The sequence below is a fragment of the Calidifontibacter indicus genome, assembly GCF_003386865.1.
Classification (GTDB): Bacteria; Actinomycetota; Actinomycetes; order Actinomycetales; family Dermatophilaceae; genus Yimella; species Yimella indica.
Genome location: NZ_QTUA01000001.1, coordinates 1305059 through 1325351, shown reverse-complemented (window position 1 = coordinate 1325351; position 20293 = coordinate 1305059). Strand labels below are relative to the sequence as shown.

At 65.0% G+C, this 20293-nt stretch carries 12 protein-coding genes, 1 tRNA gene and 3 rRNA genes; 4 read left to right on the top strand and 12 right to left on the bottom strand.

Features of this window, described 5'->3' with window-relative positions:
- Position 1: 1 nt before the first annotated feature.
- The 5 genes from lysX to DFJ65_RS06320 form a co-directional block, all read right to left on the bottom strand.
- Positions 2-3427, bottom strand: a complete 3426-nt coding sequence (gene lysX, locus DFJ65_RS06340) for a bifunctional lysylphosphatidylglycerol synthetase/lysine--tRNA ligase LysX (protein WP_245950056.1) — start codon at positions 3425-3427, stop codon at positions 2-4.
- 220 nt (positions 3428-3647) lie between these two features.
- Positions 3648-3765, bottom strand: a 5S ribosomal RNA gene (rrf, locus tag DFJ65_RS06335).
- 119 nt (positions 3766-3884) lie between these two features.
- A 23S ribosomal RNA gene (locus tag DFJ65_RS06330) occupies positions 3885-6997 on the bottom strand.
- Between the two features lie 335 nt (positions 6998-7332).
- A 16S ribosomal RNA gene (locus tag DFJ65_RS06325) occupies positions 7333-8855 on the bottom strand.
- Together the 16S, 23S and 5S rRNA genes form the textbook arrangement of a ribosomal RNA operon.
- Before the next feature lie 469 nt (positions 8856-9324).
- On the bottom strand, positions 9325-10701 hold the full coding sequence (locus DFJ65_RS06320) for a cystathionine beta-synthase (protein WP_115922296.1): 1377 nt from the start codon (positions 10699-10701) through the stop codon (positions 9325-9327).
- Positions 10702-10841: 140 nt separating this feature from the next.
- On the opposite strand from DFJ65_RS06320, the gene DFJ65_RS06315 reads away from it, so the two are divergent.
- The 4 genes from DFJ65_RS06315 to DFJ65_RS06300 all read left to right on the top strand — a co-directional run bounded on the left by DFJ65_RS06315 (position 10842) and on the right by DFJ65_RS06300 (position 14468).
- A complete protein-coding gene (locus DFJ65_RS06315) occupies positions 10842-11927 on the top strand; it encodes an SGNH/GDSL hydrolase family protein (RefSeq protein WP_115922295.1) in 1086 nt (361 codons plus the stop codon).
- Positions 11928-11993: 66 nt separating this feature from the next.
- Positions 11994-13217, top strand: a complete 1224-nt coding sequence (locus tag DFJ65_RS06310; protein WP_115922294.1) for an acetyl-CoA C-acetyltransferase — start codon at positions 11994-11996, stop codon at positions 13215-13217.
- Between the two features lie 10 nt (positions 13218-13227).
- On the top strand, positions 13228-13512 hold the full coding sequence (locus DFJ65_RS06305) for a hypothetical protein (RefSeq protein WP_115922293.1): 285 nt from the start codon (positions 13228-13230) through the stop codon (positions 13510-13512).
- A gap of 101 nt (positions 13513-13613) precedes the next feature.
- A complete protein-coding gene (locus DFJ65_RS06300; RefSeq protein ID WP_115922292.1) occupies positions 13614-14468 on the top strand; it encodes an undecaprenyl-diphosphate phosphatase in 855 nt (284 codons plus the stop codon).
- A 184-nt stretch (positions 14469-14652) separates the two neighbouring features.
- Here the strand turns inward: DFJ65_RS06300 and DFJ65_RS06295 are convergent, their stop codons facing one another.
- From DFJ65_RS06295 to DFJ65_RS06265, 7 genes are all read right to left on the bottom strand, one after another.
- Complete coding sequence (locus DFJ65_RS06295) at positions 14653-15579, bottom strand: Bax inhibitor-1/YccA family protein (RefSeq protein ID WP_115922291.1); 927 nt, start codon at positions 15577-15579, stop codon at positions 14653-14655.
- Positions 15580-15674: 95 nt separating this feature from the next.
- A tRNA-Leu gene (locus DFJ65_RS06290) sits at positions 15675-15747 on the bottom strand.
- A 71-nt stretch (positions 15748-15818) separates the two neighbouring features.
- Positions 15819-16775, bottom strand: coding sequence for a Ppx/GppA phosphatase family protein (locus DFJ65_RS06285; RefSeq protein WP_115922290.1), 957 nt, complete (start codon positions 16773-16775; stop codon positions 15819-15821).
- On the bottom strand, positions 16772-17302 hold the full coding sequence (locus DFJ65_RS06280) for a DUF501 domain-containing protein (RefSeq protein WP_115922289.1): 531 nt from the start codon (positions 17300-17302) through the stop codon (positions 16772-16774). Before DFJ65_RS06280 ends, DFJ65_RS06285 begins: the two co-directional genes overlap by 4 nt.
- Positions 17299-17844 (bottom strand): FtsB family cell division protein, encoded by a 546-nt coding sequence (locus DFJ65_RS06275; RefSeq protein WP_115922288.1) that lies wholly within the window; start codon positions 17842-17844, stop codon positions 17299-17301. Before DFJ65_RS06275 ends, DFJ65_RS06280 begins: the two co-directional genes overlap by 4 nt.
- A 61-nt stretch (positions 17845-17905) precedes the next feature.
- Positions 17906-19189: a phosphopyruvate hydratase gene (gene eno / locus DFJ65_RS06270; RefSeq protein ID WP_115922287.1), complete on the bottom strand. Its 1284-nt coding sequence runs from the start codon at positions 19187-19189 to the stop codon at positions 17906-17908.
- A gap of 114 nt (positions 19190-19303) precedes the next feature.
- Entirely contained in the window at positions 19304-20281 is a 978-nt protein-coding gene (locus DFJ65_RS06265; RefSeq protein WP_115922286.1) for a nucleoside triphosphate pyrophosphohydrolase, read from the bottom strand.
- Between the last annotated feature and the right edge of the window lie 12 nt (positions 20282-20293).

The window sequence follows — 20293 nt, the reverse complement described above, 5'->3', positions numbered from 1 at the left end:
CCTACCGGCCAAGTTGTTCGTTGCCCGCTGGTCGCACGAACGGAAATGCCAACGTGCTGCGGATATTCGTGCCGAGCAGCATCATGATCAACCGGTCGACGCCGAACCCGAGACCGCCGGTGGGTGGCATGCCCAGCTCGAGCGCGGCGAGGAACGCTTCGTCGAGTTCCATCGCCTCCGGGTCGCCCGCCGCGGCCGCCAGCGACTGCCGGGTGAGGCGATCCCGCTGGTCGACCGGATCGATGAGTTCGCTGTAGGCGGTGCCGAGCTCGGTGCCGAAGGCGACGAGGTCCCACTGCTCGGCGACCAACGGATCGTTCCGGCCCGGGCGCGCCAGGGGCGATACCTCGACCGGGAAGTCCTGGTAGAAGGTCGGGAACGTCGTCTGCTTCTCCACGAGTGCTTCATAGAGCTCCATGACGAGCTTGCCCGAGCCGGCTCCGGCCGGCACACCGACCCCGTGGTCACGACAGATCCGCACCATCTCCGCCAGCGGCATGGAACTGGTGACCGTCTCCCCCACGGCCTTCGACACCGCGTCGTGCACGGTGACCACCGGCCACGGTCGGTCGAGGTCGATCTCGGTGCTGCCGCCCGAGCCGTCCGGACGGTAGGCGACGGGACGGCCGTTCACCGCGGTGGCGGTGCGCAGCACCACCTCACGCATGAGGTCACGCATCGTGTTGTAGTCGCCGTACGCCTGGTAGGCCTCGAGCGAGGTGAACTCGGGGTTGTGGGTGGCGTCGACGCCTTCGTTGCGGAAGTTGCGGTTGAGCTCGAACACCTTCTGCATGCCGCCGACGGCGAGCCGCTTCAGGTACAGCTCCGGTGCGATGCGCAGGTAGAGCCCCATGTTGTAAGCGTTGATGTGGGTCTTGAACGGACGGGCCGTGGCCCCGCCGTGCACCGACTGCAGCATCGGTGTCTCGACCTCGGTGAAGCCCTTCTCCGCGAACACCTCGCGCATCGTCCGCACCCCGACGAACCGGCGCTGCAACATCTGCAGCGACGTCGGATCGACAAGCAACTCCAGCGAACGACTACGTGCGCGCACCTCGTCGGACAGTTGCGACCCGGGGCCGGGCATCGGGCTGAGGCACTTGGAGGCCATCACCCACGACGCGACGAGCACCGACAACTCACCGTTCCGGGAGGTCGCAACACGCCCGGTCACGCTCACGAGGTCGCCGAGGTCGACGGCGCGGCGCCAGAGATCACGGGCCGGCGCGGGGGTGCCGTCGGCGGTGACCATCGACTGGATGCGGTGACCCTCGTCGTCCAACACCGCGAAGGTGACTCCGCCGAGGTCACGCCAGGCGTGGACGCGTCCGCTGACGGAAACCTCCTCGCCGGTCACCGTGTCGGCCGGCAGGTCGGGGTAGCGCTCGAGCAGTTCGCCGACGCGGTGGGTGCGCGGCACCGACACCGGGTAGCCCTCCTCCCCCGACGCGCGCAGCAGGTCGAGCTTCTCCCGGCGCACCCGCTGTTGGTCGCCGAGCACGACGCCGTCGGGCTCGGGCACGAGCAGCAACTCCTCCTGCGCCCGCACCGCCTCAACGAAACCCGGGTCGGTGCGCGGCGGCTGGATCTCCTCGGGGCGCGGCCCGATGAGGAAGCGCGGCCCGATCGGGCGCACGAAGCCCTCGGCGACCCCCATCGCAAGACCGGCGCGAGCAACCGTGAGCATCGGGTCGTAACACAGCATGCGCGGCACCCAGGTCGGGCGGTACTTGTCGTTGGACCGGTAAAGCGTCTCGAGTTGGTAGAACCGCGAGGCGAAGGAGAGCGCGGCATCGGTGAGCTTGGTGATCGGTCCCGCTCCAACCTGATCGGCCGTGCTGAACACATTGCGGAAGACCGCGAAGTTCAGCGACACGCGTCGGATTCCGAGTGCACCACCCAGCTCGAGCAACTTGGCGACCATGTACTCGTTCAGCCCGTTCTCGGCCGACCGGTCTCGACGCATCAGGTCGAGCGACACACCGCGCACACCCCAGGGGACGAAGGACAGAAACCCGCGAATGACACCGTGTGCATCACGCGCGGTGATCAGCACGCACCGGGCATCGGCGGGATCACCCAGTCGGTTGAGCGCCATCGAGAAACCACGCTCGGTCTCGTTGCCCCGCCATTCGGTGGCGAGCCGTTCGATCTCGGCGAGTTCATCCTGGTTCAGCTCGCCGTGCCGACGCACCTGCGCGGTGTATCCGGCGCGACTGATGCGGGTGACGGCTTGCCGCACCGGACGCATCGAGCGACCGCGCAGGCTGAACATCTCGGCGTCGATGATCGCTTCGTCACCCAGCGGAAAGGCGCGCAGTCCGGCAGCGACATACTGCTCCGTTGCTGCCTCACTGCTGGAAAGCACCGCACAGTACAGACCCCGCTCGCGGCTCTGCGCGCGCCACGCCTCGATGGCCGCCGGCCACGCGGCTCGATCACCGATCGGATCGGCGCTGGCCACGCTGACGCTGCCCTCGTTGCGGTAGGTCAGTACAGCCCGGCGGTCCGGGGAGAAGACGACTTCCTTGTCGCGTCGCGTCGCGAAGTAGCCGAGGGAGTCGTCCTCACCGTGCCGCAACAGCAGTTCACGGACGGCGAGTTCGTCGTCGGCACTCTGCCAGGCACCGGAGTGTCCGGCACGCCACATCGCAAGAAGCGCGAAGACCAGTGCGACCGCGGAGATCAGGCCGGCAATGACATAGACCCAGTGCGGACCGACATGACCGTGGAAACTGGGAGTGCCCGGCCCGGTCTCCACGCCGAATGCGGAGCGGATGCTCCACCGTGCCCGCTCGCCGATGCCCACCAGTCGGTGCGGGAAGGCCAATGTGAGGACGAACGCGACAGCCGCCGAGACGGCCAGGCCACCGACGAGCACACCGAAGGCAACGCGCAGGCTGCCCTTCTGCAGTTTCGCCGGGAAGGCGCGCCGACTCAGCAGGACGAGCACGAGCACCGCGACCTGCAGCACGAGTGCAACCACGTTGAACCGCACCCCGCTGCGGATCTCCAGGTAGTCCCGGGTCATTCCGTGCAGTCGGGCGCCGAGACCCGAGTCGGGGTCGTTCACTGCGGTGAGCGCCATTGCCGCGGATGACAACGCGGTCAGCGCCATGAAGATGACGACGACGGTATGTGCCGCCCGCAGCCGACGACGGACGGCGCCGGCCAGCACCAACGTCAGCACCGCAATGAACAAGCTGGGTTCGGCCGGCAGACCCAGCAACGACAGAACGTCGGACACGACGAGCCCGACAATCCGCAAGGGGAGGATGAGCGAGGCGAACGACCAGAGTGCGGCAATCAGCAGCAGCCGGCCGAGCCAGGTGGCCACGGCCTCCGGAAGGCCGACGCGCTCGCGCGTTGCGTCCGTGGGTCCGCCGTAGGAGTTGATCGACCCCTTGAGCAGCTTGCTCGCGATCACTCAGGTCGCCTTCCTTCGTTGGTCCCCGATTGGTCAGTTCCTCGAATCTATCGGTGCACTCTGGACGGTGCCGCGAAGCCGCGTCGCAGTTCGCTGCACGCCGGCTGAACGACTGCTGAAGTCGATTTCGCTCGACAACCATTCCAGGCCGCCCCATGGGCCACTCGTACGGAGAATGCACAAAGGGCCGCCCCGAAGGGCGACCCTTTGTTTAAAAGAAGTCCGGCGGTGTCCTACTCTCCCACACCCTACCGAGTGCAGTACCATCGGCGCTGAAGGGCTTAGCTTCCGGGTTCGGAATGTAACCGGGCGTTTCCCACTTCGCTATGACCGCCGTAACACTATGAAACTATCAGCCGACACCACCCACAACAGTGTGGTGTTGCGTGTTGTTTCAGATATTGCATAGTGAACGCGAAGACTCAAATTCTGCAGCACAAACCTGTAAGAAAGAGTTTTTGGTAAGTTATCGGTTTATTAGTACCGGTCAGCTACACACATTACTGTGCTTCCACATCCGGCCTATCAACCCAGTAGTCTACTGGGAACCTCCCCACCACAAAGGGTGATGGAAACCTCATCTTGAAGCGTGCTTCCCGCTTAGATGCTTTCAGCGGTTATCACTTCCGAACGTAGCTAATCAGCGGTGCCCTTGGCAGAACAACTGACACACCAGAGGTTCGTCCATCCCGGTCCTCTCGTACTAGGGACAGGTCTTCTCAAGTTTCCTACGCGCACAGCGGATAGGGACCGAACTGTCTCACGACGTTCTAAACCCAGCTCGCGTACCGCTTTAATGGGCGAACAGCCCAACCCTTGGGACCTACTCCAGCCCCAGGATGCGACGAGCCGACATCGAGGTGCCAAACCATGCCGTCGATATGAGCTCTTGGGCAAGATCAGCCTGTTATCCCCGGGGTACCTTTTATCCGTTGAGCGACGGCGCTTCCACAAGCCACCGCCGGGTCACTAGTCCCGACTTTCGTCTCTGCTCGACATGTCTGTCTCACAGTCAAGCTCCCTTGTGCACTTACACTCAAAACCTGATTGCCAACCAGGCTGAGGGAACCTTTGGGCGCCTCCGTTACCTTTTGGGAGGCAACCGCCCCAGTTAAACTACCCACCAGGCACTGTCCCTGATCCGGATCACGGACCGAGGTTAGGAGCCCAGAACGACCAGAGTGGTATTTCAACGATGACTCCACACACACTGGCGTGCATGCTTCACAGTCTCCCACCTATCCTACACAAGCCGTACCGAACACCAATACCAAGCTGTAGTAAAGGTCCCGGGGTCTTTCCGTCCTGCTGCGCGTAACGAGCATCTTTACTCGTAGTGCAATTTCGCCGAGTTCGCGGTTGAGACAGTGGAGAAGTCGTTACGCCATTCGTGCAGGTCGGAACTTACCCGACAAGGAATTTCGCTACCTTAGGATGGTTATAGTTACCACCGCCGTTTACTGGCGCTTAAGTTCTCAGCTTCGCCCAAAGGCTAACCGGTCCCCTTAACGTTCCAGCACCGGGCAGGCGTCAGTCCGTATACATCGAATTACTTCTTCGCACGGACCTGTGTTTTTAGTAAACAGTCGCTTCTCCCTGGTCTCTGCGGCCCTCACCCCTAGTGAGCAAGTCACTTCAAGGATTGGGCCCCCCTTCTCCCGAAGTTACGGGGGCATTTTGCCGAATTCCTTAACCACGATTCACTCGATCGCCTTAGTATTCTCTACCTAACCACCTGAGTCGGTTTAGGGTACGGGCGGCTCGAACCTCGCTAGAAGTTTTTCTCGGCAGCATAGGATCACCCTACTTCCCACATTCGTGGTCACCATCAACTCTCAGGCACATGACTGGCGGATTTGCCTACCAGTCGCCCTACAGTCTTGGACGGGGACAACCATCGCCCCGCGGAGGCTACCTTCCTGCGTCACTCCATCGCTTACCTACTACAAGATCGGGTCCCACGCTCCCCACAAACACGCCCACCCGAAGGTGAACAAACGTCATGGTTTGGGTGGTTAGCATCCCCTGATTCGATATGGGCGGTCCTTCGCCGGTTCCGGAATATCAACCGGATGTCCATCGACTACGCCTGTCGGCCTCGCCTTAGGTCCCGACTTACCCAGGGCAGATTAGCTTGACCCTGGAACCCTTGGTTATTCGGCGGACGGGTTTCTCACCCGTCATTCGCTACTCATGCCTGCATTCTCACTCGTGTGGCCTCCACGACTCGATCACTCGGCCGCTTCACCGCCCACACGACGCTCCCCTACCCAACCACACCCCTGGACACAAGGTCAGGGTGATGTGTGATTGCCACAGCTTCGGTGATGTGCTTGAGCCCCGCTACATTGTCGGCGCGGAATCACTTGACCAGTGAGCTATTACGCACTCTTTAAAGGGTGGCTGCTTCTAAGCCAACCTCCTGGTTGTCACAGCAACTCCACATCCTTTCCCACTTAGCACACGCTTAGGGACCTTAGCTGGTGATCTGGGCTGTTTCCCTCTCGACTATGAAGCTTATCCCCCACAGTCTCACTGCCACGCTCTCACGTACCGGCATTCGGAGTTTGGCTGACGTCAGTAACCTGGTGAGGCCCATCAGCCATCCAGTAGCTCTACCTCCGGCACGAAACACGCGACGCTGCACCTAAATGCATTTCGGGGAGAACCAGCTATCACGGAGTTTGATTGGCCTTTCACCCCTACCCACAGCTCATCCCCTCAGTTTTCAACCTAAGTGGGTTCGGTCCTCCACGACGTCTTACCGTCGCTTCAACCTGGCCATGGGTAGATCACTCCGCTTCGGGTCTAGACCCAGCGACTATAGGCGCCCTCTTCGGACTCGCTTTCGCTACGGCTACCCCACACGGGTTAACCTCGCCACTGAGCACTAACTCGCAGGCTCATTCTTCAAAAGGCACGCCATCACCCACCCAAAGGCAGGCTCTGACGGATTGTAAGCGCACGGTTTCAGGTACTATTTCACTCCCCTCCCGGGGTACTTTTCACCTTTCCCTCACGGTACTAGTCCGCTATCGGTCACCAGGGAATATTTAGGCTTAGCAGGTGGTCCTGCCAGATTCACACCGGATTTCACGGGCCCGGTGCTACTTGGGAACACATCCAAGACAGTGACACATGTTTCGACTACAGGACTTACACCCTCTACGGTCAACCATTCAAGATTGTTCGTCTACACGCGCCATTTCTAACTGCCCACCAGCATGTCAGCACTGGTAAGAACGGCCCCACAACCCCACGACTGCAACCCCTGACAGGTATCACACAACCGCGGTTTAGCCTCATCCGCTTTCGCTCGCCACTACTCACGGAATCACTGTTGTTTTCTCTTCCTGTGGGTACTGAGATGTTTCACTTTCCCACGTTCCCTCCACACACCCTATGAGTTCAGATGCGGGTCACACCACATGAATGGTGCGGGGTTCCCCCATTCGGAAATCCTCGGATCACAGTCTGGTTATCGACTCCCCGAGGCTTATCGCAGATTCCTACGTCCTTCATCGGTTCCTGGTGCCAAGGCATCCACCGTACGCTCTTAAAAACTTACACAAAATACTAAGAACAAATCTCAGAAATGCTACAGAGCACTACAGATGCTTCGCGTCCACTATGCAATTCTCAAACAACACACAGCAACCCCCACCAACCACACGAAACTCATGCAGCCGGCGCAAGGCCTGCCAACCCAGAAGAAACAAACCGTTCCCTCAGGACCCAACAACGTGCCGACACCCAACCAGACACCAACCCAACACTTTCCACAACCCCTTTCACAAGGTTCGTACTCACGCCGAGCCAGCACCCAACCAGGCACCATGATTGATGTTCCACCCTTGAGCAACCCCCACCACACACTCGGTGATGAAAAGGCATGCGCTCCTTAGAAAGGAGGTGATCCAGCCGCACCTTCCGGTACGGCTACCTTGTTACGACTTAGTCCCAATCGCCAATCCCACCTTCGACGGCTCCCCCCACAAGGGTTAGGCCACCGGCTTCGGGTGTTACCAACTTTCGTGACTTGACGGGCGGTGTGTACAAGGCCCGGGAACGTATTCACCGCAGCACTGCTGATCTGCGATTACTAGCGACTCCAACTTCATGGGGTCGAGTTGCAGACCCCAATCCGAACTGAGACCGGTTTTAAGGGATTCGCTCCACCTCACAGTATCGCTGCCCTCTGTACCGGCCATTGTAGCATGCGTGAAGCCCAAGACATAAGGGGCATGATGATTTGACGTCATCCCCACCTTCCTCCGAGTTGACCCCGGCAGTCTCCCATGAGTCCCCACCATCACGTGCTGGCAACATGGAACGAGGGTTGCGCTCGTTGCGGGACTTAACCCAACATCTCACGACACGAGCTGACGACAACCATGCACCACCTGTACACCAGCCAAAAGGCTGCACCATCTCTGGCACATTCCGGTGTATGTCAAGCCTTGGTAAGGTTCTTCGCGTTGCATCGAATTAATCCGCATGCTCCGCCGCTTGTGCGGGCCCCCGTCAATTCCTTTGAGTTTTAGCCTTGCGGCCGTACTCCCCAGGCGGGGCGCTTAATGCGTTAGCTGCGGCACGGAACTCGTGGAATGAGTCCCACACCTAGCGCCCAACGTTTACGGCATGGACTACCAGGGTATCTAATCCTGTTCGCTCCCCATGCTTTCGCTTCTCAGCGTCAGTAATGGCCCAGAGACCTGCCTTCGCCATCGGTGTTCCTCCTGATATCTGCGCATTTCACCGCTACACCAGGAATTCCAGTCTCCCCTACCATACTCTAGCCTGCCCGTACCCACTGCAGAACCGGAGTTAAGCCCCGGTCTTTCACAGCAGACGCGACAAACCGCCTACAAGCTCTTTACGCCCAATAATTCCGGACAACGCTCGCACCCTACGTATTACCGCGGCTGCTGGCACGTAGTTAGCCGGTGCTTCTTCTCCAGGTACCGTCACTTCCGCTTCGTCCCTGGTGAAAGAGGTTTACAACCCGAAGGCCGTCATCCCTCACGCGGCGTCGCTGCATCAGGCTTTCGCCCATTGTGCAATATTCCCCACTGCTGCCTCCCGTAGGAGTCTGGGCCGTGTCTCAGTCCCAGTGTGGCCGGTCACCCTCTCAGGCCGGCTACCCGTCAAAGCCTTGGTAAGCCACTACCTCACCAACAAGCTGATAGGCCGCGAGTCCATCCCCCACCAAAAAATCTTTCCACCCACAACCATGCGATCATGAATGAATATCCAGTATTAGACCTCGTTTCCAAGGCTTATCCCAGAGTGAAGGGCAGGTTACTCACGTGTTACTCACCCGTTCGCCACTAATCCACCACAGCAAGCTGCGGCTTCATCGTTCGACTTGCATGTGTTAAGCACGCCGCCAGCGTTCGTCCTGAGCCAGGATCAAACTCTCCGTAAAAAATCACAAAAACTATCCTGGCCAAAATCAACAAGAGCATTACTTGCTACATAGTCAATCTCAACCAAACAAACATTTGGCATCAATCACTCGACACGCTGTTGAGTTCTCAAGAAACGATCAGTCATCTCCACGACAGTTACCAAAGTAACCGCCACTTCGAGCTGTTCTAGGTTTTCCTCCGGCTCTTGGGCGTCAGATCCGCGTGGATCCTCGCGCACTTGGCTCCGGAAGGAGTTCCAGCTTAGCCTCACCCTTCGAGCGAGTCAAACTGGCCGGCCAGCCGTTCGGTGCGTCCCCACCTCTCGGTGTTTCCGCCTCCCTGTCGGGCTGACGTCGTAAACATTAGGTGACTCCTGCGCAAACTTCCAAATCCGCAGGTCAGAGGCGGTTTTGCCCGTTCGCGACCCTGTCCGTGCCCCGGCGCGAACCGGGGCACGGACACGGCTCAGGCAGGGTCCGCCACGGCTCAGACGGCCAGGATCGCGAGCAGGTCGGCCCTGGTCAGCACACCGATCGGCTTCCCGCCGTCCACGACCATCAGCGCGTCGTGCGTCGCCAGCTGTTCGCGCACCGACTCGACCGGCTCCCCCGCACCGACCAACGGCAGTCCCGGCTCCATGTGTTTCTCGACCGAGTCGGCCAGGTGGGCGTGACCGGTGTACAGCGCATCCAGCAGGGCACGCTCACTCACCGCGCCGGCGACCTCGCCGGCCATGATCGGGGGCTCGGCCTTCACGACCGGCATCTGCGAGACGCCGTACTCACGCAGGATCTCGATGGCGTCGCGCACCGTCTCGTTCGGGTGGGTGTGCACCAACGCGGGCATCGACCCACTCTTGGCGGCGAGCACGTCACCGACGGTGCGGGTCTCCTCCCCCCGCAGGAAGCCGTACGACGCCATCCAGGTGTCGTCGAAGATCTTGCTCATGTAGCCACGACCGGAGTCGGGCAGCAGGACGACCACTACCGCGTCGGCGGGCAAGGTACGTGCGTGCCGCAGCGCCGCGACCACGGCCATACCGCAGGAGCCACCGACGAGCAGTCCCTCCTCGCGGGCGAGCCGGCGTGTCATCTCGAACGACTCGGCGTCCGAAACGGCGATCACCTCGTCGACCACCTTCGGGTCGTAGGCACGCGGCCACATGTCCTCGCCCACACCTTCGACCAGGTAGGGACGACCGGTGCCTCCCGAGTAGACCGAACCCTCCGGGTCAGCCCCGATGATCTGCACCCGGCCGCCGTCGCGATCGGCCGAGATCTCCCGCAAGTAGCGTCCGGTGCCGGTGATGGTGCCGCCCGTGCCGATGCCGGCGACGAACGACGTGAGGCCGCCGTCGGTGTCCTGCCAGATCTCCGGTCCGGTGCTCTCGTAGTGCGAGGCGGGCCCGTTGGGGTTGGAGTACTGGTCGGGCTTCCAGCCACCCGGAGTCTCCCGGGCGATCCGGTCGGAGACCGAGTAGTAGGAGTCGGGGTGCTCGGGCGGCACCGACGTCGGCGTGACAACTACTTCGGCACCGTACGCGCGCAGCACGTTGCGCTTGTCCTCACTGACCTTGTCGGGGCACACGAAGATGCACTTGTAGCCCTTGCGCTGCGCGACCAGGGCGAGACCCACTCCGGTGTTGCCCGAGGTCGGCTCGACGATCGTGCCTCCCGGCTGCAACTCACCCGAGGCCTCGGCGGCCTCGATCATCTTCAGGGCGATGCGGTCCTTCACCGAGCCGCCCGGGTTGAGGTACTCGGCCTTGGCCAGCACCGTGCAGTCGATGCCTTCGGTGACTCGGTTCAGCTTGACCAACGGGGTGCCGCCGACGAGGTCGGCGATGTGCTCGGCGAACTTCATGCGCCGACTGTCTCACATCGTGAACGGACCGCGAAGTAGGAACGGGCTGACTCGTGCCCTGAGCGCCCACACCGGACGCACCGCGCCGACGGGTGAGAGGATTCGGGCACCAACGAACTCGAGGGACGAAGGTCGTAGCAATGCCGGGAGCACGCAAGATCGCATCGACGGCGGCTTACGCGGGATCGATCGGCGCCGCAGGACTCGCCGGCGTCGGCCTGGGCGCCTACGGCTTGTTGCGGATCGAAGCGTTGATCGCCCGCCGCGTCGTCGGCCAGCCGTTCGAAGGCGCACCCGAAGACTCCGGCACCTACGGGCACGCCCCCGGCCGGCCGATCGAGATGCTGGTCATCGGTGACTCGACGGCGAAGGGCATGGGCGCTGACCACGCCACCCAGACCGTCGGCGCGATCGTGGCCACCGCGGTCGCTGCCATCGCCGGACGCCCGGTGCACCTGACGAACGTGGCCGCGGTCGGCGCGATCTCCACCGACCTCGGCGATCAGGTCGAACGCGCCCTGGAACTCGTGGACAACCCGCAGGTCGCCGTGGTGATGGTGGGCGCGAACGACGTCACCAAGAGCGTCCAGCGCGCGACCTCCACCCGGCATCTCGCCGCCGCCGTCGCCGCCCTGCGGGCCGTCGGGTGCGAGGTCGTGGTCGGCACCTGCCCCGATCTCGGCGTCATCGAGCCGGTCCCCCAACCGCTGCGACTGCTGACCCGCAAGTGGTCCCGCGATCTTGCCGCGGCCCAGACCGTGGCCGTCGTCGAGCACGGCGGACGCACCGTGTCGCTGGGCGACCTGCTGGGTCACGAGTTCGAACAGACCCCGTCGGTGATGTTCAGCAAGGACCGCTTTCACCCGTCCGCCGCCGGCTATGCCCGCGCCGCCTCGGCGCTCATCCCGTCGGTGCTCGACGCACTCGGCATGACCTCGACCGACACCGGCCGCGCACCCGACCGGCGCCGCGGCGAGAGCATCGGCCCGGTGTCGGTCGCCGCCAACCGCGCCGTCCGCGACCCGGGCACCGAGGTGAGCGCGACCGAGATCGGCGGGCAGGAATCGGGCCATCGCGGACGCTGGGCCGTGCTGCTGCGGCGGCACCGCGAGCCCCTGCCCACCAGCGTCGAGCCGCCGGCTGCGCGCTCGGCGGAAACGGCCGTCCCGGACGGCGAGGGGTCCACGGACGTGACGCCCGGCACAGCCCGGAACAGCGACACGTAGACTCCGAAATCGACATCGGCCGGCCCATCGCACGGTGCCGGTCGACCACCGCACATCGGAGGATCCATGCCCGAAGCAGTCATCGTCTCCACCGCCCGTACGCCGATCGGCCGCGCCTTCAAGGGTTCGCTCAAGGACGTCCGCCCGGACGACCTCGCGACCCAGGTCGTCCAGGCCGCGCTGGCGAAGGTGCCGAACCTCGACCCGTCGCTCATCGACGACCTCTACCTCGGTTGCGCCGAGCCGTGGGGCGAGCACGGCAACAACATGGCCCGCGTCGTCGCGGTGCTCGCCGGTTTCGACAACCTGCCCGGTGCCACCGTCAACCGCTTCTGCGCGTCGTCGGTGCAGACCACCCGGATGGCCTACCACGCGATCAAGGCCGGTGAAGGTGACGTGTTCATCTCCGGTGGCGTCGAGTGCGTGAGCCGTTACCTCGACTTCGCCAGCGCCGGTTCCTCTCCCGAGGCGATCCAGAACCCGAAGTTCAAGGACGCCGTCGCCCGCACGGCGAAGATCGCAGCGGAGAACACCACCTGGACCGACCCGCGTGCCGAGGGCCTCCTGCCCGACGCCTACATCGCGATGGGCCAGACGGCCGAGAACGTCGCCACCTTCCGCGGCGTCAGCCGCGCCCGCCAGGACGAGTGGGGCGTCTCCAGCCAGAACCGCGCCGAGAAGGCGATCGCCGACGGCTTCTTCGCCCGTGAGATCGCGCCCGTCACCCTGGCCGACGGCACCGTCGTCTCCACCGACGACGGCCCGCGTCCCGGCGTCAGCCTGGAGAAGGTCTCGACCCTGCAGCCGGTCTTCCGCGAGAACGGCACCGTCACCGCCGGTAACTGCTGCCCACTGAACGACGGCGCCGCCGCTGTCGTCGTCATGAGCGACACGAAGGCCAAGGAGCTCGGCCTCACCCCGCTGGCCCGCGTCGTCTCGACCGGCGTGTCCGCGTTGTCGCCCGAGATCATGGGCCTCGGCCCGGTCGAGGCCTCGAAGCAGGCGCTCGCCCGCGCCGGCATGACCATCGACGACATGGACCTCTACGAGATCAACGAGGCCTTCGCCGCGCAGGTGCTGCCGTCGGCCGACGACCTCGGCATGGACTTCGAAAAGCTCAACAAGTTCGGCGGTGCGATCGCCCTCGGCCACCCCTTCGGTTCGACCGGCGCCCGCATCACCACCACGCTGCTCAACGGCCTGCAGACCGTCGACGGCACCTTCGGCCTCGAGACGATGTGCGTCGGTGGCGGCCAGGGCATGGCGATCATCTACGAGCGTCTGTCCTGACCCACTGCGGATGAACCTGATCGATCCTCGATCAGAGGCCGTACGCCTCGAACTCGGACGCGTGGTGCGCCGGTGGCAACAGCTGCCGCTGCACCACGCGTCCGCGCTCGTGCCGCAGGTGCGCGACAGCGCCACCCGGCTCGTCACGCTCACCGGGTGCACCGAGCCCCTGCCCGAGCTCTCCCCCGCCGCCACCATGGACCAATTGCGGGTGGCGGCGTACGACGCGTGTGCAGCCGGACACTGCGACACGACCGCCGCCGAGTTGACCGCCTTGCGTCGACTGATCGGCTGACGCACCCCGACGGCCACGACCACAGACACCCTCCAGGAATCATCCAGGAAGCTCGGTAATGCTGGACACGTCCACTACCCGACAGTGTCGAAAGCGAGCCGATGTCCGGCCTCAGTTACCTCGACTCGGTCATCCTCGGCGTCGTCGAGGGTCTCACCGAGTTCCTGCCCGTCTCCTCCACCGGCCACCTGACGATCGCCGAGAAGCTGCTCGGCTACGAGGTCGACAACAAGGCGATCACCTCGTTCACCGCCGTCATCCAGATCGGCGCGATCGTCGCCACCTTCGTGTACTTCTGGCGCAAGATCGTGACCCTGCTCGGCGCCTGGGTGCGCGGCCTTGCCAACAAGGACGCGCGCGCGAACCACGATTACCAACTCGCGTGGGCGGTCATCGTCGGGTCGATCCCGGTCGGCATCGTCGGCTTCCTCGCCAAAGACCTCGTCAGCGGCTCGCTCCGGTCACTGTGGGTCGTGGCCGGCGCCCTCATCCTCTGGTCGGGCGCCATGTGGTGGGCCGAGCGTGAGCACTCCCGTCGGGCCGCCGAAGGCACCGTGCGCGACGAGCACGACATCACGATCAAGGACGGCGTGATCATCGGCCTGGTGCAGTGTCTCGCGCTGATTCCAGGTGTTTCCCGCTCCGGCGCGACGATCTCCGCCGGACTCGTCCGCGGCCTCGACCGGGTCACCGCGACGAACCTGTCGTTCTTCATGGCGATCCCCGCGCTCACCGCCGCGGGCCTCTACGAGCTCAAGGACGTCGACACCAAGGTGGTCGGCTGGGGCCAGCTCGGGGTCGGCACGCTGGTGAGCTTCGTCGTCGCCTTCGCCTCCATCGCGTGGCTGTTGCGGTTCGTGCGCAACCACCCGATCACCGTGTTCGTGTCGTACCGCGTGGTGCTCGGCGTCGCGCTGATCGTGGCGTTGGGTGCCGGCTGGCTCTCGGCCACCTGATTCCGCGAAAGCTTGCACGATCGGGCACCTGTGTCGCGTGTCGCGCAAACTTTCGGGGAGGGTGCAAACGAGGCGGCCCGTACCTGGACTCCAGGTACGGGCCGCTTTGTCGGCTGCACCGCCGGTGGTGGCGCTCACCGGACCACAGCGGAAGGTCACGCAGGCGGGAGGCCTGCAGAAGACATCAGTCGCGGGAAATCGCGAACATGCGCAGCAGCTCGAGGTAGAGCCATGCGACCGAGACGATGAGGCCGTGCGCGAGCAGCCACGACGTCTTCTCCGGCACACCGACGTTGGCGGCGTACTGGATGGTGTCGAACGCAATCGCGAGCGAGTAGGACGCGAGCGCGACCGCGAACAGGCACAGGATCATGCCGAAGGTGCCCATGCTGAAGAAGCCGAAGTCACCGAGCACACCGGTCATCTGCAGCACGAGGTTGGCCATCGCGAACAGGAAGTAGCCGAGCGCGGCGAAACCGAAGATCTTGCGGGAGCGGTCGGTGACCTTGATCAGGCCGAACTTCCACCCGGCGAACATGCCGGCGAAAACGCACAGCGTGGCCAGCACGGCCTGCGCAACGATGCCGTTGAACTGGGTGTTGAAGAACTGGCTGATCGCGCCGAGGAACGCACCCTCGATGACCGAGTAGGCAACGATCAACGGCACCGAGATCGTTTTCTTGAAGCTGATCACGAAGCCGAGCACGATGCCGGCGATCATGCCGCCCATCCAGATCGCGAGACCCGCGGACTGGTTGTTCGCAGCGATCGCCCAGCCGGCTGCCGCGCTGATCAGCAGCACCGCGAACAGGCCGAGGGTCTTGGCGACGACGTCGTCGAGAGACATCCGGCGGCCGGTGTCCTGCGGCGCCATCGGCGCGCCGTAGTTCGGGTCTGCGAAGCCGGGCACCTGCTGGCCCTGGTAGGGGCCGGCCTGGCCCCACTGACCCTGCTGGCCGGCGCCGTACGCCTGCTGGTTGGTCTGCGGCGGCTGGTAGGGCTGTCCCTGCCCGTACTGGCCGTACTGCGGCTGCTGGCGGTTGCCGAAACCGGCATACTCACCGCGCTGCAGATCCTTCTCGAACCGGTCGAATACCGGGTTGGTTGCCATCGCTCTCCTCCGTCACGATCGGCGGCCCACGGGGTGCGGGCATGAGTTCACTACACAAGTAAAGCGTTCAACTCGGGGAAATCATCCCCGCGGCGTGCCCTCGACGGGATTCGAACCCGCACTTGGGCGCTTTTAAGGCGCCTGCCTCTGCCATTGGGCTACGAGGGCAGAGTCAGGGTAGGCGATCATGCGGGAGACGTGCCGTCGGTGGTGGCACCTCGGTGAGCACAGCGGAAGGCTCACGAAGGCGGGACGGCTCGCTCTGCGGACAACGCAATTCCGTCGAGGATGTCCTTTTCGCTGCTGACCGTCTGCTCGATGCCGGCTTCGGCGGTGACCCGCTGGACAATGGTGCGCCACACCAGCGCGCCGGCGCCGATCACGTCGACCCGGCCCGGGTGCATGAACGGCAGGGCGGCGCGCTGCGCACGGGTGGCGAGCAGCAGTTCGTCGCAGGAGTCGACGACGCGTTGCACGGGAAGTCGTGCGCCGTGGATGGCGTCCTTGTCGTAGTCGGTGAGGTGCAGGGCGTTGGCGGTGATGGTCGTGACAGAGCCGGCGAGGCCGACCAGGCTGCCGATGCCGGTGAAGTCGACGGTGCGCCCCGCCTCGTCGATCGCCGCGTTGATGTCGGCCAGTGCGGCGTCGATCTCCTGCGGCGTGGGCGGGTCGGAGCGCAGGTGTCGCTCGGTCATCCGCACGCAGCCGATGTTCATCGAGATCGCGGCCTCGACGGTGTCGGTGCCGCGCACGAACTCGGTGGAGCCGCCGCCGAGGTCGACGACCAGGTAGGGCTGCGGCGTGTCGGAACCGCGCAGGTCGATGGTGGCGCCGCGGAAGCTGAGTTGGGCCTCCTCGTCGCCGGAGATCACCTCGGGTGCGATGCCCCAGTGGGCGAACGCCTCGGCGACACCGTCGATGAAGGTATGTGCGTTGGAGGCATCGCGCGAAGCCGAGGTGGCGACGAATCGCACTGCCTCACAACCAAGTTGCTGACAGGTCGCCGCGTAGTCACGGGCCGCCTCGAGGGTGCGTGTCATCGCTTCGTCGGCGATGCGTCCGGTGACGTCGACCCCTTGCCCGAGACGCACGATGCGCATCGTGCGCTCGACGTCGGTCAACCGTCCCGCGTCGTCGACATCGGCGACCAGCAGACGGATCGAGTTCGTGCCACAGTCGACGGCGCCGACCCTCATGCCTGCCCCTCCTCGCCGGCGTCGAGCGCCGCACAGCAACCGTTCTCCCACCACTTCGGCAGCGCCGCGAGCGCGCGGTCACCGAGCGGGTTGATGCCGGGTCCGACCGCGATGGAGTGGGCGACCAGCACGTGCAGGCATTTCACCCGGTCGGGCATTCCGCCGGCGGAGATGCCGGCGATCTCCGCCACGTCACCGAGTTCGGCGCGCCGACGCAGGTAGTCGTCGTGGGCGGCCCGGTAGGCCGCGGCCAACTCCGGGTCGGACTTTAGCTCGGCGGTCATCTCGCGCATCATTCCGCCGGCCTCGAGGGTGCTGATCGCGCCGGTGAGACGCGGGCAGGTGGCGTAGAACGAGGTGGGGAACGGCGTGCCGTCGGGCAACCGCGGCAGGGTGCGGACGACGGTGGGGCAGCCGCACGGGCAGCGTCCGGCGATCTCCACGACACCGCGCGGGAGGCGTCCGAGCTGTCGTTCGACCGCGGCCAGGTCGGCCGGATCGATGTCCGGCGCGTTCACCTCGGTCACTTCTTGTCGCCCCGGTTCGCCGCGACGACCGACTGCCACACCTGGCCGTACCAGGGGTTGGTCGAGATCTTCTTGCCGGCGGGGTCGACGGTGCCGACCGCCTTTCCGTTCTCGTCGACGAGCACGGTGAGGGTCTGACCGGGCGTGACGAAACCGAGCCGGTCACGCGCCTGCTGCTTGACGAACGCAGAGTCGCTGTTCCACTTCTTCAGCTCGGTCTGCTTGGTGCTGACGTCGCCCTGCTGCTGCTTGACCTGGGCGCCGAGCTGCCCGATCTGGTGCTTCTGCTGCAGGTAGCTGTTCAGGGTCGGGGTGATGATCACCGCGAGGAAGATCAGCAGCACACCGAGGATCGTCATCCGCTTCATCGACTGCGGACGGCGCCGGCTGTGCGCGCGCAGCGCGGCGAGGCGTCCGGTGGCCGACTCGCGGGTCGAGCTCTCCCCCGCCGCCCGCGGACGCGTCGAGCCACGGCGCGCGGCCGCCGGGCGGGATGCCGCCTGAGCCTTGCTGCGTCCTGCAGGTCGCGAATCGCGAGTCATACCAACAACTTTCGATCGGGTTGTTCCGGCCCGGGCGCCGTGCGGCGCCCGGGCCGAGGGGTTACTTCTTGCCGAAGCGCGGGAAGGCCGACGCGCCGGCGTAGGCGGCGGCGTCGTCGAGCTCCTCCTCGATGCGCAGCAGCTGGTTGTACTTCGCGACCCGGTCGGAGCGGGCCGGTGCGCCGGTCTTGATCTGGCCGCAGTTCGTGGCGACGGCGAGGTCGGCGATCGTGACGTCCTCGGTCTCACCCGAACGGTGGCTCATCATGCAGCGGTAACCGTTGCGGTGGGCGAGGTCGACGGCGTCAAGGGTCTCGGTGAGCGAGCCGATCTGGTTGACCTTCACCAGCAGCGCGTTGGCGGTGCCGGAGTCGATGCCGCGCTGCAGCCGCTCGGGGTTGGTGACGAACAGGTCGTCGCCGACCAGCTGCACCTTGTCGCCCAGCTGTTCGGTCATCGCCTTCCAGCCGTCCCAGTCCTCCTCGTCCAGCGGGTCTTCGATGGAGACCAGCGGGTAGTTGGCGACCAGGTCGGCGTAGTAGTCGACCATCTCTGCAGACGACTTCGTCTTGCCCTCGAAGGTGTAACCCGACTTGTCGCCGAACTCGCTGGCCGCGACGTCGAGCGCCAGCGCGATGTCCTTGCCCGGCTCGTAACCGGCGGCCTTGATGGCCTCGAGGATGAGGTCGAGGGCGGCGCGGTTCGACTCCAGGTTGGGCGCGAACCCGCCCTCGTCGCCGAGGCCGGTGGCCAGCCCCTTGTCGTGCAGCACCTTCTTCAGCGCGTGGTAGACCTCTGCGCCCCAGCGCAGCGCCTCACGGAACGACTCGGCGCCGATCGGCGCGATCATGAACTCCTGGATGTCGACGTTGGAGTCGGCGTGCGCCCCACCGTTGAGGATGTTCATCATCGGCACCGGCAGCACGTGGGCGTTGGGTCCGCCGACGTAGCGGAACAGCGGCAGACCGGCGGAGTCGGCGGCGGCCTTGGCCACCGCGAGCGACACACCGAGGATCGCGTTGGCGCCGATCTTGCCCTTGTTGGCGGTGCCGTCGACGTCGATCATCTCCGTGTCGATGAGGCGTTGCTCGTCGGCGTCGTAGCCCAGCAGGGCCGGGGCGAGCTCCTCCATCACCGAGTCGACGGCGTCTTCGACCCCCTTGCCGAGGTAGCGCAACTTGTCGCCGTCGCGGCGCTCGACCGCCTCGAACTGACCGGTGGACGCGCCGGAGGGGACGGCCGCGCGGCCGACGGTGCCGTCGTCGAGCAGCACCTCCACCTCGACGGTCGGGTTGCCTCGGGAATCAAGGATCTCGCGGGCGATGATGGCGTCGATGCTGGCCACTGCAGGCTCCTGCTCAAGAGAAAACATGGATGGTTCCGGATACGGGCACCACCCTAACGGCGGCCGCAGCTACCTACAGGTAGCGACAGGCGATGCGAGACAGTGCGCGCTCGGTCAGGCCGAGGCGAGCCGGCGCACGGCGTCGCGCAGGGCCGCGTCGGCGTCGACGCCGGTGCGGCGTCCCTCGGCCACCAGCGCGAGCAGCCGGTCGCCGAGATCGGCGCCCGAGTTGTCGGCGTCCGTCTTGTCGTCGGGGAGCTCGGTGAGTCCGGAACGTTCACGCCGCGCCAACACCTTGTCGGCGATCAGCAGGGTCGACAGCGAGCGCGGAATGCCCTCGAGCAGTGGCGTCGCGCTCTCGGCGCGGTCGGCCTTCTCCGCGGCCTTGATCTGCTCCCAGCTCGCTTCGACCTCCTCGGGGGTCGAGGCGTCACCGTCGCCGAACACGTGCGGGTGGCGGCGCAGCAGCTTGTCGACCAACCCACCGGCGACGTCGTCGATGTCCCACGGGTCGTCCGGGTCGTCGGCTGCGACCCGGGCGTGGAACAGCACCTGGAGCAGCACGTCGCCGAGCTCTTCGCGCAGGTGGTCGCGGTCGCCGTTGTCGATCGCCTCGACCGTCTCGTGCGCCTCCTCGAGCAGATACTTCGCCAGCGACTCGTGAGTCTGCTTCGCGTCCCAGGGGCAGCCGCCCGGTGACCGCAACACATCCATCACGTTGACCGCGTCGGCGAGACGGGCGCCCGGGAGGTCCCAGCTGCCGACCAGCATCTCGACCGGCGCCGGGTCGGCCGCCCGAGTGAGTTCGGCGGCGAGGGCGTCGGTGAGTCCGGGGTCGCCGTCCGGCGAGACGATCCAGACGACGTGCCGGTCGGCCGCCGCCTCGGCGAGCGAACGCCCCAGCAGGGGCATCGACGAAGGATCCGAGATCTCCACCGCCACACCGGAACCGGCGATCGCCGCCGGGGTCGGGTGGTCGGCGTCCGCCGCCAGCACGAGGTCGGCGGTGTCGAGTGCGCGCCAGGCGTCGCGGGTGAGCACGCCCGCGGGCGTGCGAGGGCTGGTGACCAGCAGGGTCAGCGAACCGGCCATGGGCGCGGGGCG